This window comes from Corallococcus sp. RDP092CA (genome assembly GCF_041903675.1).
Lineage (GTDB): Bacteria > Myxococcota > Myxococcia > Myxococcales > Myxococcaceae > Corallococcus.
The window spans coordinates 105,346-121,728 of the sequence record NZ_JAYESI010000015.1; the positions used below are offsets into that span (position 1 = coordinate 105,346).

Sequence of the window (16,383 nt, forward strand, 5' to 3'; positions counted from 1 at the left end):
CCCCCCGGGGCTCAAGTCCTGGCTCGCCCTGGCGTTCGGCAGGGCGAGCGGGTGGAGTCGTGCCAATCAACTGCTACGGCAGCTCCTAAGCGGTCGCCGACCGCACCGCCTCACGGATCGCCCCGGACTCCACCAGCGCCGTGACCGCGGAGATGTCGTGATGCAGCTCGCGGTCCCGGTCCATGTGCGGAACCTTGCCGCGGATCAGCTCATACGCCGCCAGCACGCCCTTGCCGGGCTTCACCGGCTGACGGAAGTCCAGCGCCTGCGCCGCCACCAGCAGCTCGATGGCCAGACACGAGCGCGCGAACTCAGACACCTGGCGCCCCTTCAGCGCCGCCGTCATGCCCATGGACACGTGGTCCTCGCGGCCCGCGGAGGAGGGGATGGAGTCCACCGACGCCGGGTGGCTCAGGATGCGCGACTCGGCCACCAGGGCCGCCGCCGTCACCTGGGCGATCATGAACCCGGAGTTGAGCCCGGAGTTCTTCGCCAGGAACGCGGGCAGCCCCGACAGGCTCGGGTTCACCATCTGCTCCACGCGGCGCTCGGAGATGCTCGACAGCTGCGTCAGCGACATGGCCACCACGTCCATCGCCAGCGAGATGGGCTGACCGTGGAAGTTGCCTCCGGAGATGATGTTCCCCGTGTCCACGAACACCAGCGGGTTGTCCGTCCCGCTGTTCACCTCCACCTCCAGGATGCGCCGGGCGAACGCCAATCCCTCTCGCGCGGAGCCGTGCACTTGCGGAATGCACCGCAGGCTGTACGGGTCCTGCACCTTGCTGCAGTTGACGTGCGTCTCCACCAACTCGCTGCCCTTCAGGATCCGGCGCAGGTGCTCCGCCACCGCCTTCTGGCCCTCGTGCGGGCGCACCGCGTGAATCTCCGGCAGGAACGGCTTGTGGCTGCCCAGGAGGCCCTCCACCGTCATCGCTCCCGCGATGTCCGCCACGTCCGCGAGCAGCTCCGCCCGGAGCTGCGTCAGCGTGCCCACCGCGCACATCGCCTGCGTGCCGTTGATCAGCGTCAGGCCTTCCTTCGCCTCCAGCACCACCGGCTTCAGGCCCGCCTTCTCCAGCGCCTGCTTCGACGGCATCCGCACGCCCTCGAAGAACGCCTCGCCCTCGCCGATCAGCACCAGCGCCAGGTGCGCCAGCGGGGCCAGGTCTCCGGACGCGCCCACGCTTCCCCGCTCGGGCACCGCCGGCACCACGTCCCGGTTCAGCATGTCGATGGCCAGCTGCAACGTCTCCATCCGGATGCCGCTGAAGCCCTTCGCCAGCACGTTGGCCCGGAGCAGCAGCAGCACGCGCGCCTCCGGAAGCGGCAGCGGATTCCCCACGCCACAGGCGTGCGACAGGATGAGGTTGCGCTGGAGGTCGCGCAGGTCCTTCCGGTCGATCCGCACCTCCGCCAGCGTCCCGAAGCCCGTGTTGATGCCGTAGGACGGCGTGTCGCCCGCCGCCACCCGGTCCACCAAGGCCCGGGAGGCCTGCACCCGCTTCGCGGCTTCGGGGGCGAGCTCCACCGTGACTTCGTGGCGGGAGACCTGGAGGATCTCCTCCAGCTTCAGGGTGTCACCATCGATGAGGAGGCGGGGGCGGGACATGTTCTGGCTACTCCGGGAATGCGGCTTGAAGTCGTTGGGCCACGAACGCTAGCGGATTCGCGGCGGACAGGTTGAGGGCCCTTTACACCCGGGCCCCGGCGCTCATATAGCCCGTGCCCGTCCGTGCAGGGAGGTCGCAAGCCCCGTGGCGCTCATCGTCCAGAAGTACGGCGGTACCTCGGTGGGTGACACCGAGCGCATGAAGAACGTCGCGCGCCGCTGCCTCGCCGCCCAGCGCGCCGGCCATGACGTCGTGGTCGTCGTCTCCGCCATGTCCGGTGAGACGAACCGCCTGCTCAAGCTCGTGTCGCAGATCACCGACCGGCCCGACGAGCGGGAACAGGACGTCGTCGTCGCCACCGGCGAACAGGTGTCCATCGGGCTCGTCGCCATGGCCATCCAGGCGCAGGGCGGCAAGGCCGTGAGCTTCCTCGGCCACCAGGTGCGCATCGTCACCGACAGCACCTTCTCCAAGGCGCGCATCAAGAGCATCGACGCGGAGCCCATCCGCGGCGCGCTGAAGCAGGGGAAGATCGTCGTCGTCGCCGGCTTCCAGGGCGTGGACGAGTCCGGCAGCGTCACCACGCTCGGCCGCGGCGGCTCCGACACCACGGGCGTCGCGCTGGCCGCGGCGCTCAAGGCCGACGCGTGTGAGATCTACACGGACGTCGACGGCGTCTACACCACCGACCCCAACGTCTGCCCGGCCGCGAAGAAGCTGGACCGCATCACCTACGAGGAGATGCTGGAACTGGCCAGCCTGGGCGCCAAGGTGTTGCAGATCCGCTCGGTCGAATTCGCCATGAAGTACAAGGTGCCCCTGTGGGTGAAGTCTTCCTTCACCGAGGATCCGGGCACGCTCGTCTGCGAGGAGGACGCATCCATGGAGGACGTGCTGGTTCGAGGGGTCGCCTACGACCGGAACGAGGCGAAGATCACCGTGGTGGGCGTGCCGGATCAGCCCGGCACCGCGGCGAAGCTCTTCGGGGCGCTCGACGCGAAGCACATCGTGGTGGACCTCATCGTGCAGAACCCGTCCCGCGACGGGCGCACCGACGTCACCTTCACCGTCGCCAAGGCCGACTTCGCCAAGGCCCACGAGGTCGTGAGGCAGGCCGCGCAGGAGGTGGGCGCCACCGGCGTCGAGGTGGATGACGCCATCGCCAAGGTGTCCATCGTCGGCGTGGGCATGCGCAACCACTCGGGCGTGGCGGCGCGGATGTTCCAGACGCTCTCCCAGGAGGGCATCAACATCCAGCTCATCTCCACGTCGGAGATCAAGACCTCCTGCGTGATCCACACGAAGTACACGGAGCTGGCGGTGCGCGCGCTGCACACGGCCTTCGGGCTGGACGCGCCGCCCCCCGTGCAGGCCAACCCCACCGTGTCCGAGGTGGACGCGCTCCAGGGGCAGAAGGCCTGAGGCGCTTCGGGCGCACGTCCGCGCTCGCGGCGCTGGCCCTGGGGCTGCTCGCCCTGGGGTTCACGGCCCGGGCTCGGTGGCCGGACTCGCGGCCGTCGCTCGACTGCCCGCCAGAGGCCGTGCGGCTGGACCCTGCCGGGCTCGCCACCTGCGGCCCGGGGACGGCGCCCACGGGAGCCCAGGCGCTCGCGCTGGGGCTCAAGCTGGACCTCAACGCGGCCTCCGAGTCCGAGCTGGCCCTGTTGCCCGGCGTGGGCCGTGACCTGGCCCGTCGGCTGGTGGACGCCCGTGAAGCGCAGGGCCGGTTCACGAGCTGGGACGACGTGGACGCGGTGCCCGGTGTGGGCGCTGCCAGGTTGGAGACCCTTCGGGCTGCCACGGTGCTGGACGCGGCGGCGGCCACTGGGAGCGTGTGGTAAGCACGGCCGGTGCAGATCGCCTGCCCGCAATGCCCGATGCAGTACGTGCTGGATGCCCGACTCCTGCCGCCTGGCGGCGCTTCGGTGCAGTGCACGCGGTGTGGCCATGTGTTCATGGCGTCGCCCACCGGCGTCATCGCTCCCGCGCCGAAGCTCCCTCCCGCGGGTGGCGCGGAGCACGCGGGCGCGCAGTCGTCCACGCAGATCTTCGGCAGTGAGGGCGCGTCCGGCCTGAAGTCCACGCAGCTGTTCGCGGGTACCACCACGGCTCCCGGCGCCTTCGTTCCGCAGCCGACGCCGCCCTCGGGCGCGCTGTCGTCGTCCGGTGTGATTCCTCCGCCTCCGTCCATCGCGCCGGTCGCGGCGCAGCCCGTGGCTCCGGTGGCGCCCGTGCCGTCCGGTGCGCAGGCTCCCGCGCCGATGGGGACGACCCGTGCCTTCGGGGCCGTGGGCCCCGGAGTGGGTGCTCCGCCCGTGGCTCCGATGGGGGAGGGGACAGGGCCTGCCCCGGCCCCCGGCGCGACGACGCGTGCGTTCGGCGCGGTCTCGGCGTCGTCCTCGGGGTCGTTCCGCCTCGCGGAGCCCGGCTCGTCATCGCGAGGCGCGGAGGCTGGGGGCGCGACGCGTGCGTTCGGCGCGGTGTCGGGGCCCGCGCCCTCGGAAGCCGCTGACGTCGGCAGTGGATCGACGCGTGCGTTCGGTGCGGTGTCGGGGCCCAGTGAAGCCAGCGCTTCGACGCAGGCGTCCGGCGCGGCGGAGTCCTCCGCTGCCCGCGCCGCCCCCCGGTCCTTCGAGGACATCTCGCCCGCGGGTGAGCCCTCGGATCCGCCCTGGTCGGGGGCTGGCGGCTCACGCCCCAGGCTCGTTCCCGAGGGCCACGGTGATGCGCCCTGGGCGGGCTCCGCGCCGACCGGGATCGTCTCGCTGCCCGGAGACGACGCGCCCTTCGCGCGGACCGAGCCCTCCAAGCCCGCGGCTCCTCCTTCCGACGCGTCGCTGCTCGGGAGCGGCCTGGACCGGCCCCTCCCTCCCCGGAGGCCCGGCGGCGACCTGCCTCCCGAACTGCTCGGGGCTTCCTCCCGCAGCGCCCCGCTCGTCATCGAGGACGGCTCCCACCGGCCATCGATGCTGATCCGGGGGCTCCTCGTGCTCGCGGTGCTCCTGGGCATCGTCCTGGCCGGGTACCTGGCCTATCCCGCCTTCCGTGACCGCAACGCGGCCATGCCCGAAGCGGCCGTGGCGAAGAAGGACGAAGCCATGATGCTCCTTCGCCGCGATGACGCCCCCGCGCGCGAACAGGCCATCCAGAGCCTCCAGGCCCTGGCCACCGCCCACCCCCAGTACGCCGAGGTCCAGGCCGAGCTTGCCGTGGCCTACACCCTCCAGTTGAGCGACCTGAACGCGGAGTTCGACCGGCTGCGCCTCCGGTCGGATGCCATCAAGCGTCGGAGCGACGAGCTCACCCGCGCGAAGTCGCCGCAGGGGTGGGTGGGGCAGGTGAACGCGCTCCGCGACGACATGCGCGAGCTCGAGCGCGGCATGCAGCCGCTGCGCACCACCATCGCCGAGCGGCGCAAGGCGCTCGACGCGTTGATCGAGACCCTCCGGGCGGCTCCGGACGTGGAGCCCGCCGCCACCGTCGCCGCGCGCATCAAGGCCCAGGCCCTCCATGCCGCCGTGACCGCCGCTCCCAACGCCCTGGCCCTCGCGGAGCGCCTTCGCCAGGTGGAGCTCGCACACTCCTGGAGTGTCATGGCCCGCGCCGAGTACGCCCTCAGCTCCGGCTCACCCGCCGCCACGCTCAAGACCGTCTCCGAGGAGCTGGAGGCGCTGCGCGCGCAGGACCGGCTCCTCCTGCGCGCCTTCGTCCTGGGGGCTCGGCTGGCCGTTCGCCTGGGCGACCCGGACACGGCCCGGAAGCTGCTGGACGAAGTGGTGGCGCTCAACCCGAAGCACGCGCTGGCGAAGCGCATGCTCGCCCAGACCGCCGAGGCCGAGCCCTCGCCCTGAAGCGTTGACCGGATCACCTCCGGCCGACCCTGGAGAAACTCCAGTCCTCCCCGGGCGCTCGTGGGGCTCCTCGCCCTGAAGGCCCTCGGAACGTCCGGGCACGCGCCTTGCTTCGGTTTGGGGCGACGAGGACTCAGGGTTCGGAGGGCAGGTCGATGGCGGAGGTCTTCTTCTGGTGCGCGGCGCTGGCGCTGGTGCACACGTATTTTCTCTATCCCCTGGTGCTGTTCGCCCTGGAGGGCGGGGCCCAGGTCTTCCAGAACCTGCGGAGGACGCGCGGCGGGGAGGGCGCCCGTGCGGCCGGCGCGGCCGGGCCGCTGCCTTCGGTGAGCCTGGTGGTGGCCGCCTACAACGAGGCGGACTGCATCGAGTCGAAGCTGAGGAACAGCCTGGCGCTGGACTACCCGGCGGACCGCTTCGAGGTCGTCATCGGCTCGGATGGCTCCACGGACGGCACGGACGCGCTCGTGCAGCAGTGCGGCGACCCTCGCGTGCGCCTGTCGCCCGCGCCTCGCGCCGGCAAGACGACGGTGCTCAACCGCTGCATCCCGTCCGCGCACGGCGACATCGTGCTCCTCTCGGACGCGAACACGATGATCGAACAGGACGCGGTCCGGAAGCTCATCCGCCACTTCGAGGACCCGGAGGTCGGCGCCGTCTGCGGCAAGCTGCGCCTCTACAACCCCACGAAGCAGGACTACGAGGAGAGCGCCTACTGGAGCTACGAGTCCCTCATCAAGATGTACGAGGGCCGCCGCGGCGCGGTGGTGGGGGCCAACGGCGGCCTCTACGCCATCCGGCGCTCGCTCTTCACGCAGCTGCCGCCGTCCACCATCGTGGATGACTTCGTGATCCCGCTGCGCATCCTGGAGAGCGGCTACAGGGTCGTCTACGAGGAGGGCGCCGTCGCCCACGAGGAGACGACGGAGGACTACGACAAGGAGTTCGGCCGGCGCGCGCGCATCGCGGCGGGCAACTTCCAGAGCCTGCGCCTCGTGCCCGGGCTGCTGCTGCCCACGGCGGGCTTCGCCGCGTTCGCCTTCTGGTCGCACAAGCTGCTGCGCTGGTGCGCGCCCGCGCTGATGGCCGTGGCGCTCCTCGCGAACCTGTTCCTGCTGGACGGCCTGTTCTACCGCTTCACGCTGGGCGCGCAGCTGGGCTTCTACGCGCTGGCGTACCTGGGCCGGGCTGGCGTCTTCAAGCGCGGCGCCGCGAAGAAGGCCACGTCCATCGCGTACTACTTCGTGACCATGAACGCGGCCATCGCCGTGGGCTTCTGGCGCTTCCTGCGCAACACGCAGCGCGCCGCGTGGGACCGCACCGCCCGCGTGCCGACCTCCTCGTCGACCTGAGCTTCAACGCTTCGAGCAGTCCAGGCCCGTCGGTTCCCCGCGGCGCTCCGGCTGGTTCCGGAAGCGCCCGGCTGGGACCGGCGGGCCCTCTTCTTTCAGCGCCCGCGAGGGCCGGAGGCCTACCGGGCCGCCACCGCCAGGGGCTTCGCCGGGCCCGAGGGCAGCACGCTGCCGAACGCGGCGAAGAGCTGGCCGGTGAGCACGTGCGGCTGACCGGGGGCGGGGCTGCGCAGGATGTCGTTGAGCACCTCGCCCGTCTTCGGATCGCGGGCCAGGTGCGGGCGCGCCAGGTTCATGCGGTAGCGCACCACGCCGCGCTTCACCCGGTGGATGACGGTGACGGTGCCGTCCGCGTCCACGCCGTCCACCAGGCCCACGTGGGTGAGGCCGTCGTTGCGCCGGCCGTCGCGGTTCTGATCGTACGTCTCGCGGAAGAACACCAGGTCGCCCGGCACGGGGCGCCCCTCCGTGTAGACGCGGCCGTTCGCCCGGGCGTAGCGGTACATCGCGGTGACGCCGTTGTCCCCGGGCTTCAGCGTGCCCCGGAACTTCACGCCCGCCTGCGCGTAGGTGGCCTCGATGAGCGCCGTGCAGTCCGCCGGGTAGCGCTTGCCGTTCACCTGCACCGTGGACTGGCCCACCAGCGCGCGCGCCGTGGCCAGCACGCGCTCGCGAGGGGTGTCCGACGGGGCCGGGCTCGCGACCGTCTGCTTCGCGGGCGTGACGCGCGGCTTCGCCGGGGCCCTGGCCCTGGACGGGGCCTTCGCCACCGCCGGGGCCTTGCTCGGCGCCGGGGCCTTCGCGGGGCGCCTGGCGGGGGCGCGCTCGCGGACGGCCACCTCGTCGGACAGCGCGGCGCGCGGGAAGGCCGGCGGGGAGGCGGAGCGGTAGCGCACGGCATCCGATGCCACCCAGGCCCCCGTGGGGCTCCCGGTCGCACAGCCCGTCATCATCGCCAGCATCGCCATCCACGCGCCCAGCTTCATGGCCACCTCGTCCTGTAGCGTCCTGGGACAGAGGCTCCCTCCGCTGATGCGTGTAGGCAAGAAAACCACCCAGGCAACCGGGCGGAGCGGCTCGGGTTTTCGAGCGGGGACGGGTGGGGTATTGCTGGAGGCGAATGCCCACCTTCCGACGCGTCCTCGCCCTCGCGCTCCTGGCCACCGGTTGCTCGCACATGTCCTTCGAGAGGGCCAGCGAGCAGGACACCGTGCAGGCCTACCGGGACTTCCTGCGGGAGAACCCGGATGACCCCGAAGCGACCACGGCCCAGGGGCGCATCGAGGGGCTGGAGTTCGACGAGGCGAAGCGGCTGCACTCGGTCATCGCCTACAAGCGCTTCCTGGAGACGTACCCGGACGCGCCGCAGCGGCAGCGGGCGCAGTCGCTGCTGGAGGGCCTGCGCTTCAACGCGGCGAAGGAGGCGGACACGGAGGCCGCGTGGCGGCAGTTCCTCGCCGAGCACCCCGACGGCGCCCACCGCGACGAGGCGCGCGCCCGGCTCCAGGCGGCCCAGGAGCGCGAGCTCCAGGCGACGAATGATCCGCGGCGCGTGACGCAGCTCCTCCAGGGGGAGACCGCGGGCGCGCGCCGCGAGGAGCTGGAGCGCAAGCTGGACGACGCGACCTTCGCCCAGGCCAGCGACGCCGGGAGGCTCTTCGCCTACCTGCGCGACTTCCCCGCGGGCGCGCACCGCGAGGAGGTCCGCGTCAAGCTGCTGGAGCTGGAGGTGGAGGGGCTGCTCGTCTCCGGGCTGGTGGATGAGGCCGAGGCGAAGGTGAAGGCCCACCCGCTGGGGCCGAAGCTGACGGGCTTCCCCGCGCGCCTGGCCCGCGCCCGCGCCGAGCAGGACGCCCTCGCCCGCACCGAGCCCGCCGCCCGCGCGATGCAGCCGGGCCACTACCTGCGCGACCTGGACGACCTGAAGCGCGCGCTCGTGGCGCCGGATCCGCTGGACCGCTGGCAGGCGGCGGAGGAGCTGGGCCAGCACGTCTCCGTGCGCGCGGTGGATCCGCTGCTGGAGGCGCTGCGCACGGCGCGCAACCCGCTGATCCGCCAGAACGCCTTCTCGGCGCTGCGCTCGGTGCTCTCCGCGCTGCCAGCCCCGGTGGCCGGCTACGAGGTCGCCGTGCGGCTGGAGGCGCTGCGCGAGCGCGCCAGCAGCCCGGAGCTCTACATCACCGTGGCGGCGCTCCTGGACCTGAGCGGCCAGCTGGAGCAGGCCGCCAGCCAGTACCAGCGCGTCTACGAGGCCGGCGGCACGGATCCGCTGGTGCTCTGGCGCTGGGTGCAGCTGCGCGAGCAGCGCCGGCAGGCGTTCTCCTCGGCGGTGGCGGCCCGGCAGCTCGCGGTGTGGGCCGAGACGACCGCGCGCGAGGAGCTCGTGTCCGCGGAGGGCGGGGTGCCCCTGGCGTCGGCCCGGCAGCTCTGCGCGGCGGTGGTGGACGCGCGCTTCGCGGCCCAGGCCATCTCCCGGGTCCGCGGCGAGAAGACGGAGTTCCCCGAGGACCTGGACACCTACGAGCGCACCGCCCAGGACGCCGTGCGGCTCGCCGAGGCGAAGCTCGCGGACGCGGAGCTGCTCCTGCGCCAGCAGCACCCGGGCGTGCGCACCTGCGCGGATCAGCAGGTCGCCGAGCGCCTGTCGCAGGGCGTGAGGGAGCGCACCCAGGCGCTCCAGCAGGCCGCGAGCGGCAAGCTGCCCAAGCCCGTGGGCACGCTGCTCCTGGAGCTGGCCCGTGAGCGCGATCCGTCCCCGGAGGTCCGCGCCGCGGCGGCCTCCCGGTTGGCTGGATCCACCCCTCCCTGAGACGGACTGGCGGAGCGGACGGCGGCGGCTAGAGTCCCAGCCCCCCATGGCCGCCCCCCTGCCGCTGAGCCACGCCGTCCCCGCCGGAGCGCCCGCGCGCCGTCTGGAACTGGACGGCGCGCTCAACGACGAGCAGCGCGCGGCCGTCGAAGCGGGGGAGGGGCCCGTGCTGGTCATCGCCGGGGCGGGCTCCGGCAAGACGCGCACCCTCACGTACCGCGTGGCGCGCATGCTGGAGCGGGGCGTCCCGCCGTCCTCGCTGCTCCTGCTCACGTTCACCAACAAGGCCGCGCGCGAGATGCTCCGCCGCGTGGAGGCGCTGGCCGGCGGCTTCGCGGACGTGGGCCGCCTCCTGGGCGGCACCTTCCACCACGCGGCGCACGTGCTCCTGCGCCAGCACGCGGGGGCGCTGGGCTTCTCCACCGGCTTCACGGTGCTGGACCGCGAGGACGCGCGCGACCTGATGGCCACCTGCCTGGCGGAGCGGAAGCTGCGCAGCGACAAGCGCTTCCCGCGCCCGGACGCGCTGCTGGACCTGGTCTCCCTGGCCACCAACCTCCAGCAGCCCGTGTCGCAGGTGCTGGTGGAGCGGCGCAGGGAACTGCTCCCCGTGGCCCCGGAGGTGTTCGCCACCGCGCGCCGCTTCCAGCAGCGCAAGGCCCAGCTGCACCTGATGGACTACGACGACCTGCTCGCGCACCTGAAGCGGCTCCTGGAGGACCACCCGTCCGTCCGCGCGGAGCTCACCGGGCGCTTCCAGGGCGTGCTCGTGGACGAGTACCAGGACACCAACCGCCTCCAGGGCGACCTCGTGGACCTGCTCGTGGGCGAGCGCAAGAACCTCACCGCCGTGGGCGACGACTGCCAGTCCATCTACAGCTTCCGGGGCGCGGAGCTCACCCACATCATCGACTTCCCCCAGCGCTACCCCGGCTGCGGCATCTACCCGCTCACGCGCAACTACCGCTCCACGCCCCAGGTGCTGCGGCTGGCCAACGCCGTCATCGCGCGCAACACCCGCCAGTTCCCCAAGGCGCTCGTGTCCGACGGCGCGCCCGGACCGGTGCCCCAGGTGGTGCCCACCCGCGACGTGAAGGCCCAGGCCGCCTTCGTCGCCGAGCGCATCCTGGAGCTGCGCGCCCGGGGGCACCGGCTGGAGTCCATGGCGGTGCTCTACCGCGCCCACCTGCACTCGCTGGAGCTCCAGCTGGAGCTGACGCGCCACGGGCTGCCGTTCCACGTGCGCTCCGGCGTGCGCTTCTTCGAGCAGCCCCACGTCAAGGACGCGCTCGCCCACCTGCGCTGGGCGCACAACCGCGCGGACGAGCTGGCCTTCAAGCGGCTCGCGCGGCGGATTCCCGGCGTGGGCACCGCCAGCACGGAGCGCCTGTGGACCTCCCTGGCCGCGCTGCCCCCGGAGCTGTCCCTCGCGGCCGCGCTGGCCCACCCGGACGTCCAGGCCCACGTGCCGCGCAAGGCGCAAGCCGGCTTCCAGCGCTTCCAGGCGCTGATGAGCACCCTGTCCGCCGGACGGCCCGGCGGCCCCGGCGCGCTGCTCGCGGACGTGCTGGCGGCGCGCGCGTCGACGGCCGAGCCAGGCGCGCAGGACTCCCGCGCGGAGGACCTGCGCCAGCTCCAGGAGTTCGCCGGCCGCTTCGAGGACGTGCCCCGCTTCCTGTCCGACATCGCCCTGGTGGCCGGGGTCTCCGCCCGCGCGGCCCTGGACGGCGAGCCCGCCGACGACGTGCTCACCCTCACCACCGTCCACCAGGCCAAGGGGCTGGAGTGGCGGACCGTCTTCGTGCTGGGCCTCACGGACGGGCGCTTCCCCCTGTCGCTCGCCACGCGCGACCCGGAGCGCGAGGAGGAGGAGCGCCGCCTCTTCTACGTCGCCGTCACCCGGGCCCGGGAGGCGCTGTGGCTGGTGTACCCCCACACCTCGCTCCCCCGGGAGGACGGGCGGCTGCTGCTCACCCCGTCCCGCTTCCTGTCCGAGCTGCCGGCGGGGCCTGACGCGGTGTGTGAGGCCCACCCGGCCCCGGAGCCCGACGGGCCGATCCGCCTGCGCGACCTGGGGCCGGATCCGGACCGGGAGCCGTAGGCGCGGCCGGAATCAGCCCCCCTGGTGGGCGGGCTGGCCGGAACTACAGTCAGGGAGGAAGCATCCGCCTAGAAACGCGCACGCGACGGCACGACGTGCTAGAGAGTGAGGACGGGCGCGGCCTCCCCCTGAGCCGTGCACGTAGACCTTCATGGCGGACAGACCTCGCATCGTCGGGATTGACCTGGGCACCACCAACACCCTGGTGGCGTCCGTGCGCAACCGCATCCCGAAGATCGTCCCCACGGACCGCGGCAACCTCATCCTGCCCTCCGTGGTCGCGCTGTCCGCCAAGAACGACCTGCTGGTCGGCGGCGTCGCCAAGGACCAGATGGTGACCAACCCCAAGAACACGCTCTGGGGCACCAAGCGCCTGATCGGCCGCAAGTACCACTCCAAGGCGGTGGAGGACCTCAAGGGGTACTTCCCGTACGAGATCGTCGAGGACGCCAACGGGGACGCCGCCGTCACCATGGGCGGCAAGCTCTACACGCTGCCGCAGGTCTCCAGCTTCGTGCTGTCGCAGCTGAAGACCATCGCCGAGCAGTTCCTGGGCGGCCCCATCGACGCGGCCGTCATCTCCGTCCCCGCCTACTACAACGACAACCAGCGCAACGCGGTGAAGGAGGCGGGGCGCCTGGCCGGCTTCGACGTCAAGCGCATCGTCAACGAGCCCACCGCCGCGGCGCTGGCCTACGGCTTCAACCGGGGGCTGGATCAGAAGGTCCTCGTCTATGACCTGGGCGGCGGCACCTTCGACGTCAGCGTGCTGCACCTGGCCGGCAACGTCTTCGAGGTGCTGGCCACCGGCGGCGACTCGTTCCTGGGCGGCGCGGACTTCGACAACCGCATCATGGAGTACGTGCTGGAGCGCTTCCGCGACGAGACCAAGGTCGACCTCGCCGAGAGCCCCATCGCCCTCCAGCGCATCAAGAACGCCGCCGAGGCGGCGAAGATCGACCTGACGCTCATCCCGAACGTCGTCATCGACCTGCCCTACATCGAGGAGCGCAAGGGCAAGCCGCTGGACCTGCGCATCCCGCTGACCCGCGACTACCTCAACAACCTCACCGGCGACCTGGTGGACCGCACCTTCGAGATCTGCGACCGGGTGCTCGCGGAGAAGGGCATCAGCCGCTCGGAGATCGACGAGATCATCCTGGTGGGCGGCCAGAGCCGCATGCCGCTGGTGCAGCAGAAGATCCAGGCCCACTTCGGCAAGGCCCCGCGCAAGGGCGTCCACCCGGACGAGTGCGTGGCCCTGGGCGCGGCGCTGCTGGGGGACTCGCTGGGCAGCATCGACGCGGTGACGCTGCTGGACGCGCTGTCCATGCCCATCGGCTATGCGATGCCCAACGGCCGCGTGAAGCGCATCATCGAGAAGAACTCGCTCATCCCGATGGTGAAGAGCTTCCGCCTGCCGCCGCCGCAGCAGCCGGGCGCGCAGTTCATCGAGCTGGACATCTACCAGGGCGACAGCGACCTGATGGTGGACAACGAGTACCTGGGCACCGTCCGCGTGCCGGCCGCCGCGGCGGGCCGGAAGATCGACTTCCGCCTCACCGAGGAGTGTCTCCTCCAGGTGCAGGTGGAGGACGCGAGCGGCATGTCACGCAAGGTGGATCTGGCCACCCGCGACACGCCGGAGCAGTTGAAGAAGGCCCTGCAGGAGGTCGCCTCGCGCAACACGCCGGCTGCTCCGTCGAGCAGCAGCGGGCCGAGCGATGACCGCGGGATCTTCTCCAGCATCAAGAGCATCTTCCGCAGGGGGTAGGGAGGCGCGATGCCGAAGTTTCCGTCGAAGGAGTGGCTGGACGAGGCCGTCCGGCTCACCAACGCAGATCCGGAGTGCGCCATCGCCGGCAAGGGCTGGAAGGGCGACTTCGGAGCCATCATCGAGGCGGAGAAGGGCAAGCTGGACAAGCCCTTCGTGATCCACGTGGAGCCCGGCGACTGCAACATCAAGCGGGCCCGCGTGCTGTCGGATCCGGACGACCTGGACGAGCTGGAGCCGGTGTACCTGGCCCGCGCGCCGTACTCCGTCTGGAAGCAGCTGCTGCTGGGCACGCTGGACCCCGTGGAGGCGGTGCTCAAGCGCCGCATCTCCATGCGCGGGGACCTCCAGCCGCTCATCGAGCGCATGCGCTACAAGGGCATCGCCGATCGCGTCTTCGCCGCGCTGAAGACCGAGTTCCCCGACGGCGCCTGAGCCGGGGCCACCAGAGGACACCGCCACCATGGGCATCCGGGACGACTTGAAGAAGCAGGCGCTGGGGCTGTCCAGCCTGGCCATGGAGAAGCTCATGGCCGACGAGAAGCGCGCCATGGCCGTGGCCCAGGCCATTGGCCGGGTCCAGCGCGGCAAACAGGCCCTGGACCGGGGACAGGAAGAGGTCATGAAGGCCCTGCACTTCGCGCCGAAGGGGGACTTCAAGGCCGTGGGGAAGCAGCTCGCGGGCCTCAAGCGCCGCCTGCGCGAACTGGACGAGAAGCTGGAGGCGCTCGCGGAAGAGTCCTCCTCGAAAATGCGTTGACACCCGCGTGAGCGAATGGCATTTACCGCCGCGTTCGTTGCGCAGCGGTGGCGCGGCGGGCGGCAGACAGCAGGGCGCGTAGCTCAGCGGTAGAGCACTGCCTTCACACGGCAGGGGTCGCAGGTTCGAAACCTGCCGCGCCCACTCGGAAAAGGCCGTGAGTCCCCAGGGGCTCACGGCCTTTTTCTTTTCCACCTCCGAACAGTCGCCGTTCGGCGGGCGGAGACGCCCGTTGGCTGTTGCACGCGGCGGGGCCGCAGTGTCGGGTTCCGGAGCAATCGGCAGGGGCGGGGCGTGGCCCGTGATCCACGGACTGTGCGACCTTCACGGCGTGCCCAGGACATTGCGATTCACGTGGGATCAGCAGGGACGGGCGGTCGTGAGTGGCCTGCCGCCCGACGACGTGCTGGCGGACTACCTCGCCCAGGAGCTGCGGCCGGACTCGAGCCGGGCGCACGGCATGCTGAACGTGCTGGCGGCCCTGCGGCAGGGACGGCGAGAGCGGTGGGACGTCACCGGGGAGACCTGGAGCCTGGAGCTCAGCCGGGCCCGGGCCTCCATCCACAGCGAGGTGGCCATCCCCGGCCGCTCCCAGGACCTGCCCCTGGAGGAGTTCGAGGACGCCATCCGCTCCTGGCTGGAGTTCATGGAGCTGTCGCGCGCCCACTGACGGCGCGCGGGGCGGCGGAAGAAAGAGGCCCGAGCCCTCATGCGCTTCGAGGGCCCGGGCCCGGAGCCCCACACCCCATGGGACCCACAGCCGGAAAGGTTCTTCGTTGACGGGGCGGCGTCAGCTCTTCGCCGGAGTCGGCGTGTCCCGCGGCGCGGCCGGTGACGCCTCACCGGTGGGCGCTTGCGGGGGCGTGTGCTTCGCCTTCACCAGCGACGCCACGATGCTGGCGCCCAGCACCAGCGCGATGACGCCCAGCGAGATGGCTGGGGACAGGTGCACCACGTCCACCAGCGCCATCTTCGCGCCCACGAAGACGAGCACGCCGGACAGGCCGACCTTCAGATAGGTGAACTTCTCCATCGCCCCCGCCATCAGGAAGAAGAGCGAGCGCAGGCCGAGGATGGCGAAGATGTTCGACGTGAAGACGATGAACGGGTCGCGCGTCACCGCGAAGATGGCGGGGATGGAGTCCAGCGCGAAGAGCACGTCGGACGCCTCCACCAGCATCAGCGCCATGAGCAGCGGCGTCGCCAGCCTCCGGCCGTTCTCCACCGTGAGGAAGTGCTGGCCGTTGAAGTGCGGCGTGGAGGGGATGACGCGGCGGGCGGTGCGCATCAGCCAGCCGTCCTCCGGGTGCTCCTCCTGGTTGCGCTGGATGAAGAGCTTCAGGCCCGTGAGGATGAGGAAGACGCCGAAGACGTAGATGAGCCAGTGGAAGCGCTCCAGCATCGCCACGCCGGCGAAGATCATCGCCGCGCGCAGCACCAGCGCGCTCAGGATGCCCCAGAAGAGGACCCGGTGCTGGTAGAGCGCCGGGACCTTCATCGTGGAGAAGATGACGACGAAGACGAAGATGTTGTCGACGGAGAGCGACTTCTCGATGAGGTAGCCGGTGAGGAACTCCATCCCCGGCCCGGCGCCGTAGCGCCACCACAGGAGGCCGTTGAACGTCAGCGCCAGGCTCACCCACACCGCGCTCCAGGCCCCCGCCTCCTTGAAGCTCACCGTGTGCGCCTTCCGGTGGAACACGCCCAGGTCCAACGCGAGCATCGCGAAGACAAAGGCAATGAAGCCGCCCCACATGAGGGGGCTTCCTATCGATTGGAAGGAGTCCAAGGCGTTCACCTGGGGAAGGCACGGGGAGCCAACCCCCCTCAAATAGGAGCCCCGGATATCTTCGACAAATAGAGAATCCGGACGCGACGCTTCGGGAAAACGGAAGTCTCACGTGAAGCGGGAGACACCCGGGGGTAGGGGAGCCGGCCGGCCGGGGGCTTTGGGGGCCCTTGTCGCCAGGGGAAGTGTTCACCTCGGCTAGCGTTTTCACCCGTCCCGGCTGAACGACGCTTTCACCGGGCCCACGAGACCAGCCGAGCGCCCGAACCTCCCGTGGCCCGTGAGCCAGGAGGCCTGGGCGTGGGTGAAGCGCGCCGCTGGCGAAGGCGTCGCG

Annotated in this window: 13 protein-coding genes, 1 tRNA gene and 1 pseudogene; 12 read left to right on the forward strand and 3 right to left on the reverse strand. The window is 71.5% G+C overall.

Going from position 1 to position 16,383, the window contains the following annotated elements:
• Positions 1–85 precede the first annotated feature (85 nt).
• A complete protein-coding gene (gene hutH, locus U8525_RS17900; RefSeq protein ID WP_374267244.1) occupies positions 86–1,612 on the reverse strand; it encodes a histidine ammonia-lyase in 1,527 nt (508 codons plus the stop codon).
• A 145-nt stretch (positions 1,613–1,757) separates the two neighbouring features.
• Between hutH and U8525_RS17905 the strand changes: the two genes are divergently transcribed.
• From U8525_RS17905 to U8525_RS17925, 5 genes and pseudogenes are all read left to right on the forward strand, one after another.
• A complete protein-coding gene (locus U8525_RS17905; RefSeq protein WP_374267246.1) occupies positions 1,758–3,035 on the forward strand; it encodes an aspartate kinase in 1,278 nt (425 codons plus the stop codon).
• A 119-nt stretch (positions 3,036–3,154) separates the two neighbouring features.
• Positions 3,155–3,454, forward strand: a complete 300-nt coding sequence (locus U8525_RS17910; protein WP_374267248.1) for a ComEA family DNA-binding protein — start codon at positions 3,155–3,157, stop codon at positions 3,452–3,454.
• Positions 3,455–3,463: 9 nt separating this feature from the next.
• Positions 3,464–3,562, forward strand: a pseudogene (locus U8525_RS17915) (zinc-ribbon domain-containing protein); the annotation flags it as partial.
• A 6-nt stretch (positions 3,563–3,568) separates the two neighbouring features.
• A complete protein-coding gene (locus U8525_RS17920; protein ID WP_374267425.1) occupies positions 3,569–5,464 on the forward strand; it encodes a hypothetical protein in 1,896 nt (631 codons plus the stop codon).
• 155 nt (positions 5,465–5,619) lie between these two features.
• Positions 5,620–6,816: a glycosyltransferase family 2 protein gene (locus U8525_RS17925; protein WP_374267250.1), complete on the forward strand. Its 1,197-nt coding sequence runs from the start codon at positions 5,620–5,622 to the stop codon at positions 6,814–6,816.
• Between the two features lie 119 nt (positions 6,817–6,935).
• On the opposite strand, the gene U8525_RS17930 is transcribed toward U8525_RS17925, so the two are convergent.
• The gene (locus U8525_RS17930) at positions 6,936–7,802 is read right to left on the reverse strand and encodes a CHAP domain-containing protein (RefSeq protein ID WP_374267252.1); all 867 of its coding nucleotides are present in this window, start codon (positions 7,800–7,802) and stop codon (positions 6,936–6,938) included.
• A 134-nt stretch (positions 7,803–7,936) separates the two neighbouring features.
• On the opposite strand from U8525_RS17930, the gene U8525_RS17935 reads away from it, so the two are divergent.
• The 7 genes from U8525_RS17935 to U8525_RS17965 all read left to right on the forward strand — a co-directional run bounded on the left by U8525_RS17935 (position 7,937) and on the right by U8525_RS17965 (position 14,930).
• Complete coding sequence (locus U8525_RS17935; protein ID WP_374267254.1) at positions 7,937–9,625, forward strand: HEAT repeat domain-containing protein; 1,689 nt, start codon at positions 7,937–7,939, stop codon at positions 9,623–9,625.
• A gap of 46 nt (positions 9,626–9,671) precedes the next feature.
• A complete protein-coding gene (locus U8525_RS17940; RefSeq protein WP_374267256.1) occupies positions 9,672–11,726 on the forward strand; it encodes an ATP-dependent helicase in 2,055 nt (684 codons plus the stop codon).
• Positions 11,727–11,877: 151 nt separating this feature from the next.
• Positions 11,878–13,500, forward strand: a complete 1,623-nt coding sequence (locus tag U8525_RS17945) for an Hsp70 family protein (protein ID WP_374267258.1) — start codon at positions 11,878–11,880, stop codon at positions 13,498–13,500.
• Between the two features lie 9 nt (positions 13,501–13,509).
• A complete protein-coding gene (locus tag U8525_RS17950) occupies positions 13,510–13,935 on the forward strand; it encodes a hypothetical protein (RefSeq protein WP_374267260.1) in 426 nt (141 codons plus the stop codon).
• Between the two features lie 28 nt (positions 13,936–13,963).
• Positions 13,964–14,260, forward strand: coding sequence for a hypothetical protein (locus tag U8525_RS17955; protein WP_374267262.1), 297 nt, complete (start codon positions 13,964–13,966; stop codon positions 14,258–14,260).
• Between the two features lie 72 nt (positions 14,261–14,332).
• Positions 14,333–14,404: transfer RNA gene (locus U8525_RS17960), tRNA-Val, on the forward strand.
• Positions 14,405–14,639: 235 nt separating this feature from the next.
• Entirely contained in the window at positions 14,640–14,930 is a 291-nt protein-coding gene (locus U8525_RS17965) for a hypothetical protein (RefSeq protein ID WP_374267264.1), read from the forward strand.
• Positions 14,931–15,050: 120 nt separating this feature from the next.
• On the opposite strand, the gene U8525_RS17970 is transcribed toward U8525_RS17965, so the two are convergent.
• Positions 15,051–16,016 (reverse strand): TerC family protein, encoded by a 966-nt coding sequence (locus U8525_RS17970; RefSeq protein ID WP_374267266.1) that lies wholly within the window; start codon positions 16,014–16,016, stop codon positions 15,051–15,053.
• Positions 16,017–16,383 lie beyond the last annotated feature (367 nt).